This window comes from Luteibacter sp. 621 (genome assembly GCF_050435445.1).
In the GTDB taxonomy this organism is placed as follows: Bacteria; Pseudomonadota; Gammaproteobacteria; order Xanthomonadales; family Rhodanobacteraceae; genus Luteibacter.
The window spans coordinates 1-22,844 of the sequence record NZ_JBNDKI010000016.1 but is presented as its reverse complement, the minus strand read 5'-3'; the positions used below and the strand labels follow the sequence as shown (position 1 = coordinate 22,844).

Sequence of the window (22,844 nt, the reverse complement as noted above, 5' to 3'; positions counted from 1 at the left end):
CTTCCGTGCAGAGCGGCGGACCGCACATCCCGTGCGGTTCGCCTCCGATTGCGTCTATAGGTGCGGGAACATGAAGAAAATGTGCAGAAGGCGGCCGCCGGGTCAGAAATCCCAGCGAACGCCCAGGGTGGCCGACCAGCCACGCGCACCGGCCTCACCGAGGTTTTTCTGCCAGTCGGCCTCTCCGTAGACCGACACGTGGTTTCGCCATGCGTAGGTTCCGCCCAGGCCCATCTCCAGCGCCTGCCCGAACGTGCCGCCGACGAACTGCTGGCTGATGTCATAGCCCTCTGCACCGACATCCACCTTCGGTCCGCCGCCCCAACCCTTGATGTAGTTCAGGCGGGCGTACGGCGTGGCCTTGCTGCCGCCATCGGTCACCCATGTCCGGTCAAAACGCAGGCCAGCGCGGCCAATGGTCTGGTCGAAAGACCGGTAGTGCGTGGTCACGCCTTCCAGGTCCACCTGGTCACGCAACCCCACGTGCTGGCGGGTGAGCTGCAGTTGCGGCTCAAGCTCCCAGCCGCCCGCGAAACGGAAGGGATAGCCGGTTTCCAGCGAGCCTTCCCACCCACTGCCGTGCACGCGCGCCACGCCTTTCGACCGGGCGGTATCCACATCGCCCACATGGCGATCGCCCTGGGCAATCGCATCGATGTAGAAGCCATTCTGCTGTTGCCAGGTAACGAACATCGCCACCGAGTTCGTATCGAACTTCGAGTGGCTGTAGCCGTCGGCCGCTTTCGGATCCAGCCGGGTGGTGCCGTGCGTATAAGCCACGCCTGCACGCAGGCTGGAACGGGCCAGGTCCAGGTCAAAGATGTTGGTACCCACCTGCACTGCCCGCGTATCCACGTCGTAGTCAGCGCCGTACTGGCTGAACGAGCGGTCGGTGGAGACATCGTAGTCGCCGCCGAAGTAGCGCACGAAGGCCTCACCGCCCAGCCCCTTGTCCATGTCGTCGATGTTGCGGGTTTCACCAAGGCGACGGTGCAGGTTATCGACAGCGCGATACCCGTAAAGCCCCAACGCCGAAGGGGTGGCGATGGCGTTCGGCACCTGTGGCGCGAGCGCCGGGCGCACCTCGATGGGCGTTGGCGCGCCGGTCGCGACCGGTGGCGCCACGTACGGCTGGCCAGGCGGGGGCGTTGCCGCGGGCGTCGATGTCGTGGGTGCCGGGCATGGCCCGTCGCAGACCAGGACGTTGGCGAGGCGGTAGTCCCAATAGTTACCTCCGGTCGTGGCACCACCGACGACGCGCTGCGCCGGATCACTGGCACCTGGCTGGAACGCATAAAGCCCGTATTGGTAGGGCCCGAACGTGAGGTAACCGCCGTTCAACCGGAATGCACCACCCGTCGATGCGCCAGCGACCTGTACCACGCTGATACCTTCGCCCGCCCCCACGTAGCCATCACGATTCAGATCGGTCAACGCACCCTTACTGAGCGTCGCTGGCGCGACATGAAGGATCGTTTCGCCGCTGGCATCGCCGTTCACGAGCAACCTGTCGGTCGATTGCGCGGCGAGTGCGCCACCTTCGTTGAGCTCACTTGCCAGGTTCACGCGGCCGCCATCGCCGCTGTAATTGCCATCGATGGTGAGCGAGTTGCCCGGCGAACCTCCACCGTTCGTGAGGTCGATGGTCCCGCGGTTGCTGACCGTCGCCATGCCAGGCGTCGCTGCGGCGATCACAGGGTGAATATCGTTGCCAGCCTGTAGCGTGGAGGTGCCATCGATATCAACATCGCTGCCTGCCAGCGTGAGGTTATCGGTAAGTTCGAACGCCGCACCATTGACCAGGCTGAACCTGTTCCAGCCCGCTATCCGTATACCCTTGTCGGGCGTATCGCTATCGAACGTACCGCCGCGCGCCTGCGTGCCGTTGAAGGTGAGTGAGTTATTGCCACCGGTGCCGGCCAGCAGATGGCGGGTCGTGGATGTGTCCACGTTGCCAAGCGTCGCGCTGTTGCCGGTGCCATTGCCCATGGTCAGGCCACCCTGAAGGGTGCCCCCGCTCCAGTTGAACGTATCGCTGCCTTCACCCATCGCTACCTCGCCGGTCACCGCGCCTGCCGACAGGGCGACCGTGTCGTTGCCCGTGCTACCTCGCACGGCTTCTGCCGCGGGCGACGCCGCGGCGATGATCCCGCTGTTCGTCAGGGAGGTGCCGCTGCCATCGGAAAGGTCCACCACGGGTGCCACGAGGCTCGCCGACGTGAGCGAACCGGCATTGGCTACGGACGCCGCCGAACCGGCGACGAGTGCCGAGCCGCCGGCCGCATCGAGGATGTTGACCGTCGCCGCGGTGTTCACCGCGCCGCTGGTAAGTGCCTGGATGCCCGTGCTACCTGCCGCATTGCCATGGATGGTGAACCCGCTGCCGATGGAAAGGTCAGCCGCCGTCGGCGAACCATCCGCCCGGCGAAATGCGTAGCCGGTGCCGCTGCCATCGATGTCGACCGTAGCGGTCGAGGAAGGGTCGATCGCCATAGCGGTACGCAGGCCAGCGCCATCACCCACGCGCAGCGTCGCGCCATTCAGTGTAATGGCACCGGTCTCCGCGGCGTTCTCGATCGCGTTGCCCGTGCCTAGCGTGGTGATCGTCGTGCCATTGGCGACCAGTGACGCTGCGCCCGAATCCAGCAGGATGCCGTGGGCGCTACCGCCGGTTGTTATCGCCGAATCACCACTGCCCAGCTGAAGCCCTGCGCCATCCACCAGCTGAACACCTGCCACACCGTCATCCACGGCAACGGTGCCCGCCGGATTCAGTCGCTGCGTACCGGCGCCTTCCACGCGCACGCCTGTACCGCTGCCTACGTGGATGCTGCCCGTATTCGCCAGCGTTCCGCCCGTGCGCAGCACGGCACCCGTGGCGCCTGGGCCGGACAGATCCAGGGTGCCGCTATTGGTCGCGGCACCGTTGCTTTCCACGACAAGGCCCGTCGCATTGGCCCCCGTGAAGTTCAATGCACCCGCGTTCGTCAGGGACGCGCTATTGCGCGCGATGAAGCCGGTGACACCCGCGGTCGCCGAGTTGATCGTGGCCAGGCTGGTCAGCGATGTGGCCGAGGAAGGGGCGCCAACGTTCGCACCCGTGAGATCGTGCTTCTGACCATCCGCCACGCCAGCCACGGCACCATCACCACTCAGGGTGACGTTCGTGGCGGCATCGATCGTGCCCGTGGCTCCGCCTTCGATGCGGACGCCCTGCGCCGACGCGCCGCTGACGTTGATCGCTGCATTGCGGGTACTGATCACCGAGCCGGCGCCAGATCCCAGGATGCCTGTCGCTTGCTCGCCGGATACCGCGGCCGACAATCCCGTGCCATCGAAGTCCGCACCGCTATCCAGGCGGAACAACGTGGAGCGCAGCGTGGATACGTCGAGGCTGGAGCCCGTAGCGACATTGATATGGGCGTCATTCCCGTACGCGAAGAAACCGATCTGATCGCTTCCATTGGCAAACGTCGGCGCGGCCCCGGCCGCTACGTTCACCGTCGCCCGCCCGCGGGCACGGATACCGATCGCACCGTTACCAGTCAGGTTGACATGGCCCTGCACATCGCCGGTCGCCATGGCCGTGCCCTGCCCTTCAACCCATACGCCGTAGTTACGCGTGCCGCTGGCAGGATCCGCCGCACCCGATACGTTGATGGTTCCCGTGGTGCGGACAAGCGACGCCGTACCCGCCGTGGAGAGGGCCTTGATGCCGGTGCCGTTCACACCCGCGACGTTAATGGTGCCGGTGTTGCGGATACCCGCACCGGTCGCGCCCGCGTTGATCACGGAAATGCCGACGTTGTCGCGCGGCACGGCGGCCGCACGTCCGTTGATATTGATGGTGCCCGCGTTCTCGACGTTCGCGCCCGGTGCGGTGACCAGGATGCCGGCGGCGTTCTGGGTCAGCGAGCCCAGGGTGATCGTGCCCTGGTTACTCACGGTGCCTGGGCTGGCGACATTGATGCCCGTGCTGATCGTGGTCTGGTTGAGCGCGACATCGGCAGGGGCGTCCGTCACGGAGGCCTGTGGGCCGCGGCCGAGGTAGATAAGGCCACCGGCGCTGTTGGTGAACGATGACGTGGGCGTGCCGATGAATACGCCGTTGATCGAGCCGTTCGACCGCGAACCCGTGACCCCCACGTTGATCGCACCCTCATTGGTCGCCGTCGAACGTGCGCCGAGGCGGATGCCATTGCTTACGCCCGCCCCGTTCACGGTACCGAGGGCACTGTTGATGATCCCCGACGCGCTGTTGGTGAACGTCGAACGGGTCGTCGCCGTTCCGTTAAGGTCAACCGCACTCAAGCCATATGTGGTCGGGAGCGAGGTCGTCGTGCCGAAGAAGCCGCCATTGATGACGCCCGCGTTCGTTCCGCCCGCACCCTGTAGTTCCAGCGCGACGCGATCACCGCTGGTTCCCGCCGTACCGATCGTTCCCAGCACGTTGACCGTGGCGCCGTTGCTCGCGCGGATGAGTCCGCCGTTGGTGTTCACCCCTTCAAGCGTCGCCCCGGCCGCGACGGTGCCGTGCGCACGCGCGCCATCAAGGCCCATGACCACGCGCATGCCGACGGGCTGAAAACCATCCTGCTGGTCATCCGCCGAGATGCCGTAGGTGATGCTCTGGCTGCTGTAGCTGTACGCCTGGCTGAACAGGCTGCTGTACTGCGCATAGTCAAGCGAACCGTTCTGCAGCCCCGCAATCAGGAACGTGTTGTAATCCTTCAGCTGCGCGGCGTTGGTCACGGTGTGTGAGGTGGTCACGTTGTTTTTGTCCGTGACATTGAACGTGCCGCCGTATTGCGACACGTAGCTCACCGCGTAGCCCTGCGTCGTTGCCGGGTTCTGGTCGCCAATGAAGGTGAACCGGTTGTTCGATTGCCAGTTGATGTTGCTGTCGGCATTGCCGGTACCATCCGCGGCAAACAGCGTGCTCTGCTTGGCGGCCAGCACGAAGCTGTTGTTCGCGCTGGTGCTGCTGGAGCCGCTATCGCCAAGTGCCACGTTAAGGGTGCCGCCGGTGGATGCCACCTGGCCCACGCGCATGTCGATGTACTGGTTATCGCCGACGTTGACGATATCCGGGACCTGGGTCTGGTACGACACGGCCGGTAGATCGTTGAAGTTCGCCGAGTTGTAGACCGAAACGACCCGATTGGTGCCGGTGATCGGGTCCTTCACCGTGATGCCCGTGTTCTGCGGGCCGGGATTGAGCCGTGGCCGGCCAATCCACTGTTCCGAGCCGTTGGTGATACGGCCCGCATCGAACAGGGCCTGCAGCGTCGTGTTCTGGTTACCCGTCTGCCCCTGCTCGAACTGGGCGGAACTGCCGGTAAGCGTGGTGGTGGCCCCGCCCTGCACCAGTGTGGCACCCACTTCGCCATCGTTGTCCCGCGGGTTGTAGGCGGGAACGGTCGTGGTCTGGGCATGGGCCCGCGTGGCGGGCATGGCAAGCGAGGCGGCAATGGCCATAAAGAGCACCGCGCGGCGGCGGGCGCCTGGAGCCGGGCGGGTGGCAGGCGTGTGGTACGTGATCTTCATTGTGTGTTCTTCCCGTTGGAAGCCGCCGTCCGGAGCGGCTTCAAAAGGCACGGGCAGGCATCCAGCCCCAGGTTGAGCGAGCCCCCTCACTCCGCCCCACCCGAAGCCTGACGGCTACCGTGCAGAGCAGCGATGCGCAACAATGCGTTGCAAAAATCGCCTCCGAATTTGTCTATACAAATCCGGCAATGAAGGGGGTGTGCAGGGGTCCGTCATACGGGCGACACACAACGGGCTGGTGCTCAGGCCTCTCTCCCCTATACTCCCGCCGATGAAACCAAGCGTCCTGTTGCAGTACATCCTCCCGCATCGCTTCCTTTCCCGGATCGTCTACCAGGCGACACGCTGGGAGTGGGCGCCATGGAAGAACTACCTGATCGAGACGATCGTGCGGAACTACAACGTGGATATGAGCCAGGCCGCCCAGCCTGATCCGCTGGCCTACCCGCACTTCAACGCATTTTTCACCCGCAAGCTGAAACCGGGCGCGCGTACGGCCGATCCGGACCGCCAGGCCATCCTGTGCCCGGCCGATGGTCGTATCAGCCAGTCGGGCCGCATCCGTGACGGCCGCATCTTCCAGGCGAAGGGCCAGGAGTACACCGCGGCGGAACTGCTCGGCGACGAAGCCGCCGCCGCGCCGTTCCGCAACGGTAGCTTCGTGACCATTTATCTGTCGCCGCGTGATTACCACCGCGTGCACATGCCGCTCGAAGGCGAACTCACCGGCACGACCCATGTGCCGGGCCGCATCTTCAGCGTGGCGCCGTTTGCGGTGGAAGCGATTCCGCGCCTGTTCGCCCGCAACGAACGCCTGGTCTGCCACTTCCATGGCGAGCACGGTCCGTTCGTTTCGGTGATGGTCGGCGCCATTCTGGTTTCCAGCGTGGCGACGGTGTGGGATGGCCTGGCGATCCCGCCTTATGCCTCGGACATCATCCGTACCGACTGCCGCACGCGGGGCGTGAAGCTTGAACGCTTTGCCGAAATGGCCCGTTTCAACATGGGCTCTACGGTAATTCTACTGATGCCCGAAGGCTACGAGCTGGACAATCTCCAGCCTCAACAACAGGTTACGGTTGGCCAGCGGCTCGGCCAATGGAATGGTGGCGGCTAAAAGCGGTTGACCCTACGCGTCACATTGTGACGAAAACGTCTTACATTTGACGTAACGGCACGGTATGCTTCGACCCTCGGATGCCACGGGGCAAAGGGTTGGCATCCAGACACGCAGTGCCGTATAGGGGAAGCCGTCATGCGTCTGGTTACACATCTCATTGCCGTCAATCGCGAAATCCGCCTTCGCCGCCAGCTGGCGGATATCGAGCGCGTGGTTCTCGCCCTGCCCGTTCGCACGCATGCGGACCTGCAGCAGCTGGTTCGACGCGAGATGGAACAAGTCGCCGCCTGTGATTTCCCGCACCTGTATGGCACGCCGCCCGATGAGCGTTACAGCACGTACGGGCACGGCCCTGACCTGGGCCTGGGCAAGGCCCGCTCGGATAACCCGCTGATCGCCACACGTGGCGTGGCATTGTGGATCGCGGCCGTGTACCACGAAACGCTGGATTCACGCCGCCCGGGCATGGAAGAGCTGCACCGCCAGGTGCTGCGCCTGATGCGCCAGATCAAGGAGCTTTCCACCCCGGACCGCCGCGACTTTGGCGCCGAGTGGATGGAACCCTCCGCCCTCGCCTGATCCCGGCCCGGCGGTCAGCGGCAGACAGGCACCTTCAGCGATTGCCCCACCCTCAGGGAGTGGGTCTTCAAGCCGTTCATCTTTGCGATGTCTTCCACATCCGCGCAGCTGCTGCCGCGCGCGATGCTGACCAGCGTATCGCCCTTGCGCACGGTGTAGTTCTTCGAGCCACGCGCGCCCTTCGATGACGATGACGACGATGAGCCGCTACCGTACTGGTATTGCGGGCCGGGGCCATTCGGACCATTGGCGCCACCCGAGGCCAGGGCAGCCGAGGTCGCCGCTGGCGGCGGGGGCGCCAGGATCTTCACCGCGCTGTGCAGGTCGCTCGCAAGGATGGGCCACGGGCCATCGGTACAACTGGCCATGTACGCCTTTTCGAGCTGCCTGGGCACTTCCAGACGCGTGCCGGCGGGCTGGCTCATCTGCGGATCCAGGCGCGGGTTGAGGTTACGCAGCGTGCGGAACCAGCCTTCGGGCATGTCATCGGACGAGCCGAGGCACACGGTGAGTTCGGTAAGCGAGGCAGACCGGGTCAGCGTGATCTGGCCTGGTACGCCATCCACCTTGGGCCACTTCAGGTGGTAGCTATCCGGGTGCAGGAACAGCCACGCCGCCGCCAGCACCATGGGCACGTAATCGCGCGTTTCCGCGGACATTTGCCCATACACCGAGGGGTCGTAGAAGCCGGCGCCGGGGCTGCCCGCCGCGATGCGGCGCATGCGCCCTTCACCGCCGTTGTAGGCGGCCAGGGTCATTTCGAGGTTGTTGTTGAACGCGCCGAGCTGCTCATTGATGTATTCGGCGTTCGCCTGGGCCGCCAGCTGCGGATCAAAGCGCTGGTCGAAACCCCCATCGCTGGAGAGGCCAAAGCGCAGGCCGGTGGCATACATGAATTGCAGCGGGCCCGATGCGCCGGAGCGCGACACAGCGTGCACCTTGCCACCGGATTCCTTGGCCATGATGCCGAACAGCAGCGCCTCGGGCAGGTCGGCCTTCTGGTAGGCCGGCCACATCTTGTAGCGCATCATCTGGTAGTTGACGTAGGCATCCATGAGGTTCGGGCGCAGCTGGGTAAGCCACATCTCGAGCGCGGCCTTCACCGGGCCGTTCATCACCATCATGTCGGAGAATTTCTGGCCCTTCAGCAGCGTGACGCTGCGCTGGGCCTCCGGGAGCGCGTTGAGCGCCACCGAACCGCTGGTATCGCCCGGCTGCGCGCCCACCTCGGCACTCTGCTCGGTATCGTCGGAGTCTTCGCCCTCGATGAAGCTGCCGTCCTTCAGGCGCAGCAGGCGGTCGAACACTGCGGCAAAGCGTTGCGGATCGCAGCCGGGGGTAAGGCCGCACCGCGCGGACGCATCCTTCAGCTGGTCGAGCGCCTGCTTGCGGGTGCGGGCCGCCTGGTCGGTGTCACCACGGCGGGCCTGGTCGATCGCCGCCTCATAGCCCTTGCTAGCCTGGTTCATCCGGTCGTACAACGCATTCACTTCGGGCGTCGCCTTGCCGGCCTTCGGGGCCGCCCCGGAAGCACAGCCAGCGAGCACTGCCAGGGGCAGCAGGAGAAGGGCGTAACGTGCGTGAAGCGCCATGCGTGGGACCAGGTCAGACAATGCCGGCAACGTTACGCCGGAACCCTACATGACTCAAGCGGCGCAGCGGAAAATTCTCCGTAACGGCGCATCCTTGCGTAAACTTGTTCAGGACATTCATAAGGAACGGACATGCCAGGCATCCTTGTTGGCCGCAACGACACCACCGCCGTCGAACTGGACTCCCGCTACGGCAACCGCCACGGCATGATCGCCGGCGCCACGGGTACCGGTAAGTCGGTGACCCTCATGCTGCTGGCCGAGGGGTTTTCACGCCTGGGCGTTCCCTGTTTCCTCGCCGATGCGAAGGGCGACCTGGCCGGCCTGTCCCAGGCCGCCGCGCCCCCCTCCGACAAGCTCAAGGATCGCCTGGCGAAACTGGGCCTCACCGACTGGGCCCCGCAGGCCAACCCCGTGGTGTTCTGGGATATCTACGGCAAGCTGGGTCACCCCGTGCGCGCCACCGTCTCGGAAATGGGCCCCACCCTGCTCTCGCGCATCCTGGAGCTCAACGACACCCAGGAAGGCGTGCTCGAGGTGGTGTTCCGCGTGGCGGATGACGAAGGCTTGCTGCTGCTCGACCTGGGCGACCTGCGCGCCATGCTCAGCTTCGCCGCCGAGCACGCGAAGGACATCTCCACGCGCTACGGCCTGATCAGTGCACAGAGCATCGCTGCGATCCAGCGCGCACTGCTGAAGCTGGAACAGGACGGTGCCGACAATTTCTTCGGTGAGCCGGCGCTCGAGCTGGCTGACCTGATGCGCCAGGACATGAACGGGCGCGGCGTGGTCAACGTGCTCGCCGCCGATACCCTGATCCTTAAGCCGCGCCTGTATTCCACGTTCCTGCTCTGGCTGCTCTCCGAACTGTTCGAGCAGCTGCCGGAAGTGGGTGACCTGGATGTGCCCAAGATGGCGTTCTTCTTCGATGAAGCGCACCTGCTTTTCGATGATGCGCCGCCTGCCCTGCGCCAGCGCGTGGAGCAAGTGGTGCGCCTGATCCGCTCGAAGGGCGTGGGCGTCTATTTCTGCTCGCAGAATCCCGATGATGTGCCGGGAGAAATCCTTGGGCAGCTGGGCAACCGCGTGCAGCACGCCCTGCGCGCGTACACACCGCGCGACCAGAAGGCGGTGAAAGCGGCAGCGGAAACCTTCGCCAAGAATCCGAAACTCGATGTGGTCGAGACCATCGGCACACTGGGCACGGGCGAAGCCCTCGCCTCTACGCTGAGTGAAGGCGGCGTGCCTTCGCCGGTACAGAAGGTGCTGGTGGCGACACCCACCTGCCGTATCGGCGCGATCACCCTGGATGAGCGGACGACGGTGCGCTCGCGCTCCCCGGTGGGTGCGAAGTACGACACGGCCGTCAACCGCGAGTCCGCCGAAGAAATGCTTGCGGCCCGAGCCACGGCAAAGAACGACGATGCCGCGCCGCCGGTGAAGAACACCGACAAGGGCGAGGACCAGGGCAATGGCTGGGGCGATGCGGTGCGCGATGCCGTGTTCGGCACCAAGCGCCGCCAGGGCATGCTGGAAACCATGGCTAAATCGATGGTGCGCACGGCCGGCTCGCGCGCGGGCCAGCAGATCGTGCGTGGCATCCTCGGCAGCATCTTCGGCGGAAAACGCTGACCATGCCGCACGTCGCCCTGGCCGACGCATCGGTGCCGTTCAACCAGCGGATCATCAGCGGTTTCCGGTACCCGCTGCGCGGCGCGGCCCCGGTCACGATCGGCGCCATCGCGGTATTCGACCTGCTGGCGTATTTCCCGATGATGGGCCTGCGCCTGCTGGTCGTGGGCCTGGGCTGGATCGCGCTGTACACGTACGCCTTTGCCTGCCTTCGCCACAGCGCCGACGGGTTTGAAAACCCGCCGGAAATGGCGATGAATTCCGAGGACAAGGCCGCCCTCGCGCTTATCGTCATCCAGCTCACCGGCAACGCCCTGGCGATTCTCGCGCCGCTGCTGTTCGGTGTATCAGGCCTGCTTGTGTCGCTGGTGGTTGCGTTCGTGCTGCCTGTGATGACCATGTCGCTGACGTTCGATGGCGTGGGCGCCGCGCTGAATCCGCTGACATGGGTCGCCGCGATCAGCCGCATCGGCGTGGACTACTTCAAGCTCTTCGCCGTGGTGCTCGCCACGGGCCTGCTGCAGGCGGGCGCACAATACGCCATGCAGCAGCGCGGGCCCATGTTCCTCGGCACCCTGGTGTATTACCTGGTCGCGAACTACCTGGCCTTGTACAACTTCCACCTGATGGGCGCGCTGATCCACCACCATCACGAGCGACTGGGCTACCACCCCGAGGCCGAAGCACTGATCGAAGCCACCCACCCCGATGACGATGACGCGCTGCTTGCCCACGTGAACGAGATCGCCCGCGATGACATCCCCGCGGCGACCGATATCCTGACCGAACGCATCCGCGAAGGCCTCACGCCGGCACCGCTACACCTGCGCTACCGGCAGCTGCTTCGTGCGCAGGAACGCATGCCCGAGCTGCTCGTGCATGGTCAGATCTGGATTGCCGCGCTGGTAGCCGGCGGCGAGACCCGGCGCGCGCTCGGCGTTGTGCAGGACTGCATCGGTATCGATCCGGCCTTTGTACCGGATGCCACCAACACCTGCGGGCCGCTGGCGGATACCGCTGCCCACGGCGGCATGCCGCGCCTGGCGCTGCAACTGGCACTCGGCTACCTGCGCCTTTGGCCAGGGGATATGGGCGCGCCGAACTACGGTCTGCTCGCCGTGCAGATGCACTTCCGGCTGGAGGAACGTGAGCAGGCGGCGACGCTCGCGCGTTCGCTGCTACACGCGTATTCCGGCCACCCCGTTTCACAGGACCTGATGGACATGCTCGACACGCTCGACCCCTCGCGGCCGGTGACGCCGTGAGCCGCTGGCGCCCACCCGCTCCCTCCTCGACCGCCATCATCACGCGGGATGGCTTCGAGCGCCTGAAGACGGAGCTCGACCACCTGTGGCACACGGTACGGCCGGAAGTAGTGAAAGCGCTTGCCGCCGCAGCCGCCGAAGGCGACCGCTCGGAGAATGCGGAATACACCTACCGCAAGAAGCAGCTCGGCGAGATCGACCGCCGCGTGCGTTACCTCAGCAAGCGGATCCCCGTGCTGAAGGTGGTAGAAGCCATGCCCTCACAAGCGGATGCCGTGTTCTTCGGCGCCCTCATCGAACTGGAAAACGTGGAGACGGGAGAAACGGTGCGTTACCGCATCGTGGGACCGGACGAGACCGATGCAAAGCTGGGCTGGATCAGCATCGACTCGCCCATGGCCCGTGCCGTGCTGAAGAAGCGCGTGGACGATGAATTCGAGGCCGTGCTGCCCGGCGGCCCCACCCGCTTCGCGGTAGTCGCCGTGAGCTACCTGTAGGAGCGCGCTTGCGCGCGATCGGGGTGGAATGACTGAGGGGATCGCGCGCGAGCGCGCTCCTACAGAGAGCCTGCTGTGTGTTGCTCCAGTTGCTCGGTGAAGGTTTCCACATGGGCGGCGAACCGTGCCACCGCGTCGACATCGAGCGATGCCCCTTCCCGCAGCGCCAGCTCAAGCGTTTCACCTTCACTGGCCACCGAAGAGTCACCGAACACGTTCACGCCACCCAGCACGTGATGGATCCAACCGGCGACGCTTTCGGCGTCACCACCAGCGATCACTTCGTCAAAGCGTGCCAGGGCTTCACGCGTGGCCGCGGCACCCGCGCGGATTACCGTCGCGATGTTCTCGTCCGAACCAAAGGCGCGACGCATCCGCTCCGTATCAATCACGGGGCTGGTCGCCGGCCTCGCTTCGCTCGTAACCGGCACGGAGGACGCCGCGCCAAGCCAGCGCGATACCGACTGGTGGAACGCTTCCAGCCGGATGGGCTTGCGCAGCAGATCATCCATGCCGGCGGCAAGGCATCGCTCACGCTGGTCAGCCCGGGCGTCCGCCGTCATCGCCACGATGGGCAGGTGACGTCCCGTGCCCTGCTCACGCCGTCGCACTTCGCGCGCCACCTCATAGCCATCCATGCGTGGCATGTGGCAATCGACCAGCAGCAGGTCGTAGTCCGCCGCATCGAGCGCGGCGAGGGCCGCCACGCCATCATCCACGATCTCGCAGCCGAGGCCATGCATCGATAGCTGTGCGCGCACGAGCTGCTGATTGACCGGATGGTCTTCGGCGACAAGGATCCGGGCAACCCGCACATCCGGCGATACCTCGCGCGATTCATCCACCACGACCGCGTGCGTGACCGCGAGCGGATCCGCGATCGGCAACTCCACCGTGGCGGTTACCACGGTGCCCTTGCCCGGCTCGCTCTGCACCACGATGTGGCCGCCCATGCGTTCGATCAGGCGGCGCGAAATGCTCAGGCCGAGGCCGGTGCCACCGAAACGCCGCGTCGTGGATGATTCGGCCTGGCTGAAGGGGGCGAAGATATGCCGCAGCTTTGCGGCATGGATCCCGATACCGGTGTCGCTCACCACGAAGCGAATCCGCTGCCGGCCGCCGTGTTCCTGGTCGACGTGAACATCCACGCTGACATGTCCGGCCGCCGTGAACTTGATCGCATTGCCGATGAGGTTCAGCAGCACCTGGCGAAGTCGCCCATCATCAACCAGCACGGCGGGCGCCAGCGCATCATCGATATTGACCTGGATGGAAAGGCCTTTGGCCTGCGCCTGGCCCACCATGATGGCCACCGCGTCCTCGACGAGGGCGCGCGGATCGGACGGACGCGGATCCAGTGCGAGATGGCCCGCCTCGATCTTCGAGAAGTCGAGCACGTCATCCAGGATATGCATCAGCGCTTCGGCGGAATGCTCGATCGTGGTGACCATACGCCGCTGTTCACCATCGAGCGGCGTGCGCTCCAGCACATCGAGCAGGCCGATCACACCGTTCATCGGCGTGCGTATTTCGTGGCTGATCGTCGCAAGGAAATCGCTCTTCGCGCGCGTCGCGGCTTCCGCTTCGTCACGCGCTTTCGCCATGCCGCGCGAAGCAAGCTCCTGCGCCGTCACATCCACCCAGTAGCCATTCCAGCGCACGCTGCCATCGGCGGCGGCCAGGGGCACGGCATCGGAACTGAGGTAACGCACGCGCTCGCCCACTTGCGCACGCACCGTGACGTGCAGCGGGGCCGTGTCACGTGCCGAGCGTTCGAAGGCCTCGCGTAAGGCGTCGCGATCTTCCGGCGCGACGGGGGCCAGCAAGCTATCACCCGCACCTTCCAGCAATTGCCCCGGCTCCATGCCGAGCAAAGTCTGCGGATCACCGCCAACGTACGCCATGCGGTATTGCCCTTCGGTATCGCGCACGGCCTCATAGACCACGGCGGGCACGTGGGCCGTCACTTCCGCCAGGCGCCGCTCGGTGCGTTCGCGCCGGCGCGTTTCACGGCGCAGGTTCAGGTACGCGTAGCTGATGGCGATAAGCGACGCCAGCAGCACCGCCACAAACGGCAGCACGCGACTGGCGATTTCACGCCAGGTGGGGCCGACCACGTAATGCGAGGCGAACCACGTATTGCGGATTTCCTGCTGGCGATGGGTAGGCAGGTTCACCAGCACGCGATTGATCAGCGGGAGCAACGGCGCCAGCTCGCGGCGCACGCCAATGGCAATGGCCTCGCTATCGCCCGTGGGCGCGGCGACCTTCAACTGGCCGAGGAAGTGTTCGCGAATCAGATAATCGACCGACGCCAGGTTGCCGACGAAGGCATCCCCCTCACCCGCCGCCAGGCGGCGCAGGCCGTCCTCCTCGGTATCCACCGGGACGATCGTGACGCCGGAGATGCGCCCCAGCAGCCGGCGGATCGGCTCACGCGTGGTGTTGCCCAACACCCGCTTGCCGGCCAGGTCGTCACGGCCGGCGATGACCGGCGCCCCTTCACGGGTAACGATCATGATGGGGAAATCGAGGTAGGACGTGCTGGGCTCGAGGTACGGCCACGTGGCGCTCTGCGGGTTGATCGCCGCGACCAGGTCCACCTCGCCCCGCTTTACGCTGGCCACCGTGCCTGACCAGTTCTCACTGGGGACCTGGGTGAGGCGCAGGCCTAGCTCCGCAGCAATCTCTCGAACGTAATCCAGCGACAGGCCCTCGGCCTGCCCCTGGCCCGTGATCAGGCTGAAAGGCGCATAGCTCGGATCAACCCCCAGGCGCAGTGGTGGCAGGTCGTGCAGCCATGCCTTCTCCCGCTCGCTGAGCGGAATGGCGAACTGGCGCGGGCGCGGGGCGATATCCCGGCCCACCCAGGGCGCACGCAGGCGGCCGTGATCTGCCGCGGTGAGGTCGGACAGGGCGTGGTCGATCGCCCGGCCCAGGGGCGCCTCCGAGGCAGGCACGGCCAGCGCCAGGGCGCTGATCGGCAGCGCCAGGGGGTCGCCCACGTGCAGCTCGTGCTCCATACCCAGCCGGGTGACGAAGGCGCGGGCGGAATACGGGTTGTCGATATAAGCGGCCACCTCGCCCATGCGCACGCGCTGGAGCGCTTCGGCGGTGGACCCGACCTCGACCAGGGTGGTGTCGGGCAGCTCGCGGCGCAGGGCGGCCATGTCGAAATAGCCCGCGTGCACCGCCAGGCGCTTGCCGCGCAGATCGCTGGTGCGGTGGATGATGGTGGTATCGGCACGCTGCACCAGGGCCGGGAGCGATTCGAAGTAGGTAGCCCCCACCCGGATACCCGGCATGCCCTGCTCCAGCGGGGTGACGCTGGTCGCCACATCGATCTCGCCGCGGGACAGGGCCGCCAGCAGCTGGGGCCAGGTGTCGTAGACCCGGGTCTTCAGGGTCACCCCCAGCTCGGTGGCCACCTCGTGCAGGTAATCGGGCCCCAGGCCCTCCAGCTGGCCGTCCCGCAGCTCCTCAAAGGGCGGGTAGCCCTCCCGGTAGGCGCCCACCGTGAGGACCGGGTGGTGGCGGATCCACTCGGCATCTTCCGGGCTCAAGGGCACGTCCGGGCCTGCGTAGGCCGAGGCTGACAGCACAAGTAGCATTAACGGAAGCAGATATCGGGTCACAGGCGGGCTTCGTCAGGGGAACCATCGTGGGCATAATCGGATCGAACCACATGGCGTCGCTAGGAAAGAAGGAGAATCAAACGCATGCCACTGAAAGTCATTCTGGCAGACGACCACCCGCTCGTACTCGTTGGCGGCGCTCTGGCGCTGGAGAACGCGCATATCGACGTTGTCGGTAAGGCCAAGGCCGCTGGCGAGCTTCTCGACATGCTGGCGGACCGCCCCTGCGATGTCGTGATTACGGATTTTCTCATGCCGAGTGATCAGCAGGACGACGGATTCGCCCTGCTCGACACCATTGCTGAGAAATATCCCAAGCTCGCCGTGATCGTCCTGACCATGGTCAACCGGCCTGCCGCCCTGCAATCGATGCTGTCGCGGGGTGCCCGCGGTATTGTCGACAAACGGGCGCCCATGGACGAGTTGGCCACCGCGGCAAAAGCCGTCCACGATGGTGAGACCTACCTGAGCGAATCCCTGCTCGACATCCTCAACGAGGCTGACGACAACTCGGTCGCCATGCCCGGCGCGCCGCTGTCGCCGCGCGAGAAGGAAGTCATCAAGGCCTTCGTCAACGGCCAGTCGCTACAGCAGATTGCCGATCGCGAAGGCAAGTCGGTGAAAACCATCAGCCGGCAGAAGCGTGATGCCATGCGCAAGCTCGGCGTGGATCACGACAGCCTGCTCGGCGATTACGTCCGCGATCACGGGCTGGTTTAAGCGCCCCCTAGGGCAGGCGGGTACATCCGCCCTGCCCTTATCGGCTGGAAACACGGGGCCGTGGTGTAAAACGCTTCGTTTTCCGTGTCCTCGTGCCAGCCCGGCACGCCCGAAACCGGTAGCGGCCGCAGTTCCTGCGGGTCGTTGAGCACGTCGCCCTGCGCAATGGCGCGCGAGCACACGGCGGCGGCATCGTCGCCTCCCATCACCACGAGCGCCTTGCCCACCAGCAGCTTTTCCGGTGTCAGCGCATGCTCAAGCAGCGCGTGCCCGAAGATCTCGGCGCGAGCGTCGCCGCGCTGCCACGCATCACGGTAAACCCAGAACAGCGTGTGCCAGTCATGCTTATCCCATGCGGCCAGCATGTCGCTGTCGCGCAGCGTCACGATGATGCCGGCCTCATCGAAATGGGTCAGCGCACACTGGGGTCGCGATCGTTCGCGCGGGCCCATGCGCGCGATCTCGGCCACCTGGCGTGCGTTGAGCGCGCGCTTCAGTGTGGGATAGCGCAACCACACGAATGCGTTGAACAAGTCATGCCAGTTCGCTTCACGCGTGGCGATGGCACCCTGTGCGATACGCTCTTCGTAGTGCAGACCGTCATCCAGCAACGCGCGATCCTGGGCAACGAAGCGTATGCCCGCGTCGGCCGGCAGCAACGCGTTCAGCCCGGCCGTTTCCGGCCAGGCATCACTCGCGATAAGCGCAGAAAATTCACGCCAGTGCGCCAGCGGTGGCACGGCCAGCACGCGGCGATCGAGCTGCTCGCGCGGGGGTGCCACGTAGCGCATGGGGTTTACGCCAGGCGACCGTAAAGGTCGTGGGCGTCGGCCTCTTCCACCAGCACGTCGACGAACTGGCCCGGCCTCAGCAGCTGGCCGTCATCGATACGCACGGCGCCATCGATCTCCGGCGCATCGGCGCTGGAGCGGCCCCAGGCGCCATCAGCATCGATCTCGTCGATGAGCACTTTGATCGTCTTGCCGACCTTGCGCTGCAGCTTGGCGGCCGAGATCTCGGCCTGCACCGCCATGAACTGCTCCAGGCGATCTTCCTTCAGCTCCTCGTCGATCTGGCCCGGCAGATCGTTGGCCTTGGCGCCATCCACCGGCGAGTAGGCGAATGCGCCCACGCGATCGAGCTCGGCTTCGCGCAGGAAATCGAGCAGTTCGCTGAATTCCTGGTCGGTCTCGCCGGGAAAGCCCACGATGAAGGTGCTGCGGATCGTGAGGTCCGGCACCTGGCGACGCCAGTTCTGGATGCGCTCGAGCGTCTTGTCGACATTGCCCGGGCGCTTCATCAGCTTGAGGATGCGCGGGCTGGCGTGCTGGAACGGGATATCGAGGTACGGAAGGATTTTGCCTTCCGCCATCAGCGGCATGATCTCATCCACGTGTGGGTACGGGTACACGTAGTGCAGGCGCGTCCACGCGCCCAGCTCCGAAAGGCCTTCGCACAACTCTGTCATGCGCGTGCGGTACTGCTTACCGCGCCATTCACGCTCGGCGTAGCGCGTATCGACGCCGTAGGCGCTGGTGTCCTGCGAGATCACCAGCAGCTCCTTCACGCCGCCCTTTACCAGCTTCTCCGCTTCCATCAGCACCTGATCCACCGGGCGGCTGACGAGGTCGCCGCGCATGGACGGGATGATGCAGAAGCTGCAACGGTGGTTGCAGCCTTCGGAAATCTTCAGGTACGCGTAGTGCTTGGGCGTGAGCTTGACGCCGGTATCCGGCACCAGGTCGAGGAACTTGTTACGCATGGGCGGCAGCGCGCTGTGCACGGCGCTCATCACCGAGGCGTAATCCTGTGGCCCGCTGATGGCGAGCACATCGGGATAGCTCTCGCGAATCAGCTCCGAGCGCTTGCCCAGGCAACCGGTGACGATCACCTTGCCGTTCTCGTGCAGCGCCTCGCCGATCGCATCGAGCGATTCCTGCACCGCCGAATCGATAAAGCCGCAGGTGTTCACCACCACGGCATCGGCCTCGCCATAGCTGGGCACGATCTCGTAGCCCTCGACCTTGAGCTGGGTGAGGATGCGTTCGGAATCGACGAGCGCCTTCGGGCAGCCAAGGCTGACAAAGCCGATCTTCTGGGACTGGGCGGCCTGGGACATATGCCGTGGGTACCGGGGAGGGGAAACCGCGCATTATAGCGGGTTGGGGCCGCCCGGTCCGGCCGTGCCAGCGGGCACGACTTCTGGACGGCGTCACGGGTAATCTTCGCGCAGTGTTCTCACCCCAACCGGAGATTTCCCCCATGGGTCGCACCCTGATCCTCGATACGTCCCGTCCCCACGAAAGCATGGATGCCTACCTGGCCGAACCCGCTGGCGCCCCGAAGGGCGGCATCGTCGTCATCCAGGAGATCTTCGGCGTGAACGCCCATATTCGTAGCGTGGCGGACCGCTTTGCGGCCGAGGGCTACGTGGCGATCGCCCCCGCCCTGTTCGATCCTGTCGAGAAGGGCGTGGAGACAGGGTACGACCAGGAAGGCATGACCAAGGGCGTAAAGATGGTGGCCGAACTGGGCCTGCTCCGGCCGCAGCAGGATGTGGGAATTGCTGCGGCGTACCTGCAGGCGACCTATGGCGTGAAGGTCGGCACGGTCGGTTACTGCTGGGGTGGCACGGTGGCCATGCTGGCCGCGCTGCGTCTGGGCCTGCCTTCCTCCAGCTATTACGGCTCGCGCGATGTGCCGTTCCTGACCGAACCGGCAAAAGCCAACGTCATTTTCCACTTCGGTGAACGCGACCACTCGATCCCGCCGGAGATGGTGGAGAAGCACCGCGAACTGAAACCGGAAATGGATACCTGGGTGTACCCGGCCGACCATGGCTTCAACTGCGATGTCCGAGCGAGCTACGACGAACCGAGCGCCACGCTGGCCTGGGAGCGCACGCTCGCCTTCTTCGCCCGCGAACTGGCATGAGCGCCCGGTTTGAACTGGATGCACGGCTCGCCGGCGATACGGTCGTCGTCGGCGACCTGCCGCTGTGCCGGGTGCTGCTGATGCGTGACCAGCGGTTCGCCTGGCTGGTATTGGTGCCGCGGCAGGCAGGGCTGGTCGAGGTGTCGGACCTGGCGGAAGCCGATCGGGTGGCGTTGTGGCGCGAGGTGGACCAGGCCGGTACCGCGCTGCGCGCCGTGGCACCGTGCGACAAGCTCAATATCGGGGCGCTGGGGAACATCGTGCGGCAGTTGCACGTGCACGTGGTGGCGCGGGTGGAGGGGGATGCGGCGTGGCCAGGGCCGGTTTGGGGATCGGGAAAGGCGGAGCCTTATGCCGATGTCGACGCGTTCGCGGAACGGGTGCGGCGCGCCCTGTTACCGGGCTAATCGCACATTTCCAGGCCTCATGCCGCAACCAGCTCTTATGAACCGGTTCATTCGCTTCGCGAACGCGTGTTGTTAGCGGCATTCGCCGCCTCTTGCGTGCCGGGTTGAGGAAGCCGCGGGTGGTCAGGCCCTTGGGGCCGACATGAGCGGAGGGCCGCCTTGAGTCCCGATGATCGCGAACGCGACGCTACGGCCCGGTCCGAAGGTCCGCGACTGGCGGCCCCAAGGGCCTGACCGCCCCCGAATTCGCCAGGCCACCAGCCTGAGGCGGCGCAAGCCGCTGAACACATGCATTCGCGTAAGCGAATGAACCGATGACGATGCGCGACACAGCGCATGTCCCGGGAATACGTGAAGAACCAAAAAAAAGGCCGGCTTGCGCCGGCCTTTTCGGTTACTGCTGCGTCTGCGGGTCGTATGCGCCGCTGGACGCTTCCTTGCCCTTCATGCGATCGGGCAGGTCAGCCTTGTGCGGGGTATCTTCCAGCTGGCGGGCTTCGCTCTCCACCGCGTTCAGGCGGACGAGTTCGCCCTTCTTGTCGTAGTACACGGCAAAGCCGTAATCCAGCGCCATGCGAGCCATGAAGCCCAGGTGGTTGTCGCGGATCTTCGAATCGTCGCTGGGCAGCAGCAGCACGGTCTTCGGCAGCTTGCCCGTGTCCTTCAGGTAGGCGAAGTGGCTGCCGGCATCGGCAGCGGAGAGCACGGCACCGTCCAGGGTTTCAAACTGGCCGCTCTTGTACGCCTTGAGGGTGTAATCGAACTTGCCCTGCTCGGAGCTCGTGGCGATCACGTCGCCCTTGGACGCGCCACGGTGGCAGCCGGCGAGCACCAGCATGCTGGCGAGGAACAGCGCCGCGGCAATGCGGCCCATCAGGGTGGGAACTCGGGTCATGCGTGTCTCCGTGGATCGTTGGTACGGGCGGAAAAGGCGAGTCTACCGCGCTCGGGTGTCGGGCGCGGATGCGACCGTGAAGGCGTTCAGGTGCTCGGCAGGGTAACGCCGCGCTGGCCCTGGTACTTACCGCCGCGATCGGCGTAAGACACTTCGCAAACCTCGTCGGATTCGAGGAAAAGCATCTGTGCGACGCCCTCGTTGGCGTAGATTTTTGCGGGCAGCGGCGTGGTGTTCGAGAACTCCAGCGTGACGTGGCCTTCCCATTCGGGCTCGAGCGGGGTCACGTTCACGATGATGCCGCAACGGGCGTAGGTGCTCTTGCCCAGGCAGATGGTGAGCACATTGCGCGGGATGCGGAAGTACTCAACGGTGCGCGCCAGGGCGAACGAGTTGGGCGGGATGATGCACACATCGGACTTCACGTCGACGAAGCTGCCCTTATCAAAGGCCTTCGGGTCGACGATGGTGGAGTTGATGTTGGTGAACACCTTGAACTCGTCGGCGCAGCGGACGTCGTAGCCATAGCTGGACGTGCCGTAGGACACCAGGCGGTGGCCGTCGCGTTCCTTGACCTGACCGGGCGCGTACGGCTCGATCATGCCGTGCTGCTCGGCCATGCGGCGGATCCACTTGTCGGACTTGATGCTCACTTACAGTTACTCCCTCGCTGGAGCCGGAAAGGTATCGGAACGGCGGCGAACACGCCACCAATCAGGTGTTCTGGATGACGATCTTCGGGAACGAGATGGCCTTGTTCTTCGCCTGCAGCGAGAGCTTGGCCGCCGCGCTCCGGGCGATGGCCCGGTAGCGCGCCGCCAGGTCGGATTCGGGCATGGCCACCACGGTGGGCTTGCCCTCGTCGGCCTGCTGGCGAATGCGGATATCCAGCGGCAGCTCGCCCAGGAAGGCGATACCGGCCTCATCCGCCATGCGCGCGCCGCCGCCGTGGCCGAAGATGTGCTCCTCGTGGCCGCAGTTCGTGCAGACGTGGGTGGCCATGTTCTCGATGACGCCCAACACCGGCACTTCCACCTTGCGGAACATGCCCAGGGCCTTGCGGGCATCCAGGAGCGCGATGTCCTGCGGCGTGGTCACGATGACCGCGCCGGAGACCGGCACCTTCTGCGACAAGGTCAGCTGGATATCGCCCGTGCCCGGCGGCAGGTCGATGATCAGGTAATCGAGTTCTTCCCAGCGGGTGTCATTCAGCAGCTGCATCAGGGCCTGGGTGACCATGGGGCCGCGCCAGATCATCGGGGTGTCTTCCTCGATCAGCACGCCGATGGACATGGCCTGGAGGCCGTGTGCGCGCATCGGCTCGATGCTCTTGCCATCGGGCGACACCGGCTTGCCGGACAGGCCCAGCATCCGCTGCTGGCTGGGGCCGTAGATGTCGGCATCGAGCAGGCCGACCTTGGCACCCTCGGCCAGCAGCGCCAGGGCCAGGTTCACCGAAACGGTGGACTTGCCCACGCCACCCTTGCCCGAGGCCACGGCGATGATGTTCTTCACGCCCGGCATGGGGGCGAGCTGGCCCTGCACTTTATGGGCGTGCACGCGCCGGCCCACGGAGACGGCGGCGGCCGCGATGCCCGGCTCCGCCTCCAGGGCCGCCTTGGCATCCGCAGCCGCCTGGGCCACATAGCCCTCGGCCGGGTAGCCCAGCTGGATATCGACCGACACCCGGTCGCCATCGACGCCCACGGCGCGAATGGACGCGCTCAGGGGCTGTCCGGAATGGGGATCAACGACGCGGTCGAGCACGCCGCGCACGAGGGTTTCGCTGGCCTGGGACATGGGGAAATGAGGAAAACCTAAGATGACGTGATTATGGCACGCCCGGGCCCCGAGGCCCTGTAGGAGCGGGGGGGGGGGGGGGGGGGGGGGGGGGGGGGGGGGGCGGGGGGCCGCCCCCGCGGGGGGGGGGGGGGGGGGGGGGGGTGGGGTGGGGGGGGGGGGGGGGGGGGGGGGGGGGGGGGTGGGGGGGCGGGGGGGGGGGGGGCGGGGGGGGGGGGGGT

Annotated in this window: 16 protein-coding genes; 8 read left to right on the top strand and 8 right to left on the bottom strand. The window is 65.7% G+C overall.

The window, feature by feature from the left end:
* Positions 1–102 precede the first annotated feature (102 nt).
* Positions 103–5,547: an autotransporter outer membrane beta-barrel domain-containing protein gene (locus tag ABIE56_RS16095; protein ID WP_429244803.1), complete on the bottom strand. Its 5,445-nt coding sequence runs from the start codon at positions 5,545–5,547 to the stop codon at positions 103–105.
* Between the two features lie 271 nt (positions 5,548–5,818).
* Between ABIE56_RS16095 and asd the strand changes: the two genes are divergently transcribed.
* Together asd and ABIE56_RS16085 are read left to right on the top strand one after the other, a co-directional pair.
* Complete coding sequence (gene asd / locus ABIE56_RS16090; protein ID WP_429244802.1) at positions 5,819–6,664, top strand: archaetidylserine decarboxylase; 846 nt, start codon at positions 5,819–5,821, stop codon at positions 6,662–6,664.
* Between the two features lie 138 nt (positions 6,665–6,802).
* Positions 6,803–7,246, top strand: coding sequence for a hypothetical protein (locus tag ABIE56_RS16085; protein ID WP_429244801.1), 444 nt, complete (start codon positions 6,803–6,805; stop codon positions 7,244–7,246).
* A gap of 14 nt (positions 7,247–7,260) precedes the next feature.
* On the opposite strand, the gene ABIE56_RS16080 is transcribed toward ABIE56_RS16085, so the two are convergent.
* Entirely contained in the window at positions 7,261–8,838 is a 1,578-nt protein-coding gene (locus tag ABIE56_RS16080; RefSeq protein WP_429244800.1) for a transglycosylase SLT domain-containing protein, read from the bottom strand.
* A gap of 132 nt (positions 8,839–8,970) precedes the next feature.
* Between ABIE56_RS16080 and ABIE56_RS16075 the strand changes: the two genes are divergently transcribed.
* The 3 genes from ABIE56_RS16075 to greB are packed head-to-tail and all read left to right on the top strand — an operon-like array spanning position 8,971 to position 12,232.
* On the top strand, positions 8,971–10,470 hold the full coding sequence (locus tag ABIE56_RS16075) for a helicase HerA-like domain-containing protein (protein ID WP_429244799.1): 1,500 nt from the start codon (positions 8,971–8,973) through the stop codon (positions 10,468–10,470).
* Between the two features lie 2 nt (positions 10,471–10,472).
* Positions 10,473–11,735 (top strand): hypothetical protein, encoded by a 1,263-nt coding sequence (locus ABIE56_RS16070; RefSeq protein ID WP_429244798.1) that lies wholly within the window; start codon positions 10,473–10,475, stop codon positions 11,733–11,735.
* Positions 11,732–12,232 (top strand): transcription elongation factor GreB, encoded by a 501-nt coding sequence (greB, locus tag ABIE56_RS16065; RefSeq protein ID WP_429244797.1) that lies wholly within the window; start codon positions 11,732–11,734, stop codon positions 12,230–12,232. The genes ABIE56_RS16070 and greB overlap by 4 nt, the downstream gene beginning before the upstream one ends.
* A 59-nt stretch (positions 12,233–12,291) precedes the next feature.
* Here greB and ABIE56_RS16060 read toward each other — a convergent pair whose 3' ends face one another.
* On the bottom strand, positions 12,292–15,795 hold the full coding sequence (locus ABIE56_RS16060; RefSeq protein WP_429244796.1) for an ATP-binding protein: 3,504 nt from the start codon (positions 15,793–15,795) through the stop codon (positions 12,292–12,294).
* 156 nt (positions 15,796–15,951) lie between these two features.
* On the opposite strand from ABIE56_RS16060, the gene ABIE56_RS16055 reads away from it, so the two are divergent.
* A complete protein-coding gene (locus ABIE56_RS16055) occupies positions 15,952–16,587 on the top strand; it encodes a response regulator (RefSeq protein WP_429244795.1) in 636 nt (211 codons plus the stop codon).
* Here ABIE56_RS16055 and ABIE56_RS16050 read toward each other — a convergent pair.
* Positions 16,584–17,378 (bottom strand): DUF3025 domain-containing protein, encoded by a 795-nt coding sequence (locus tag ABIE56_RS16050; protein ID WP_429244794.1) that lies wholly within the window; start codon positions 17,376–17,378, stop codon positions 16,584–16,586. The genes ABIE56_RS16055 and ABIE56_RS16050 overlap by 4 nt on opposite strands.
* A gap of 5 nt (positions 17,379–17,383) precedes the next feature.
* Complete coding sequence (gene rimO, locus ABIE56_RS16045) at positions 17,384–18,706, bottom strand: 30S ribosomal protein S12 methylthiotransferase RimO (RefSeq protein WP_429244793.1); 1,323 nt, start codon at positions 18,704–18,706, stop codon at positions 17,384–17,386.
* A gap of 143 nt (positions 18,707–18,849) precedes the next feature.
* On the opposite strand from rimO, the gene ABIE56_RS16040 reads away from it, so the two are divergent.
* Positions 18,850–19,521, top strand: a complete 672-nt coding sequence (locus tag ABIE56_RS16040; RefSeq protein ID WP_429244792.1) for a dienelactone hydrolase family protein — start codon at positions 18,850–18,852, stop codon at positions 19,519–19,521.
* Positions 19,518–19,928 carry an HIT domain-containing protein gene (locus tag ABIE56_RS16035; protein ID WP_429244791.1) on the top strand — a complete coding sequence of 137 codons (411 nt, stop codon included), beginning with the start codon at positions 19,518–19,520 and terminating at the stop codon, positions 19,926–19,928. Before ABIE56_RS16040 ends, ABIE56_RS16035 begins: the two co-directional genes overlap by 4 nt.
* Positions 19,929–20,322: 394 nt before the next feature.
* Here ABIE56_RS16035 and ABIE56_RS16030 read toward each other — a convergent pair whose 3' ends face one another.
* The 3 genes from ABIE56_RS16030 to apbC all read right to left on the bottom strand — a co-directional run bounded on the left by ABIE56_RS16030 (position 20,323) and on the right by apbC (position 22,623).
* On the bottom strand, positions 20,323–20,823 hold the full coding sequence (locus ABIE56_RS16030) for a hypothetical protein (protein WP_247435329.1): 501 nt from the start codon (positions 20,821–20,823) through the stop codon (positions 20,323–20,325).
* Between the two features lie 86 nt (positions 20,824–20,909).
* Positions 20,910–21,476 (bottom strand): dCTP deaminase, encoded by a 567-nt coding sequence (gene dcd, locus ABIE56_RS16025; RefSeq protein ID WP_247435326.1) that lies wholly within the window; start codon positions 21,474–21,476, stop codon positions 20,910–20,912.
* Positions 21,477–21,537: 61 nt separating this feature from the next.
* The gene (gene apbC, locus ABIE56_RS16020; protein WP_429244790.1) at positions 21,538–22,623 is read right to left on the bottom strand and encodes an iron-sulfur cluster carrier protein ApbC; all 1,086 of its coding nucleotides are present in this window, start codon (positions 22,621–22,623) and stop codon (positions 21,538–21,540) included.
* Positions 22,624–22,844 lie beyond the last annotated feature (221 nt).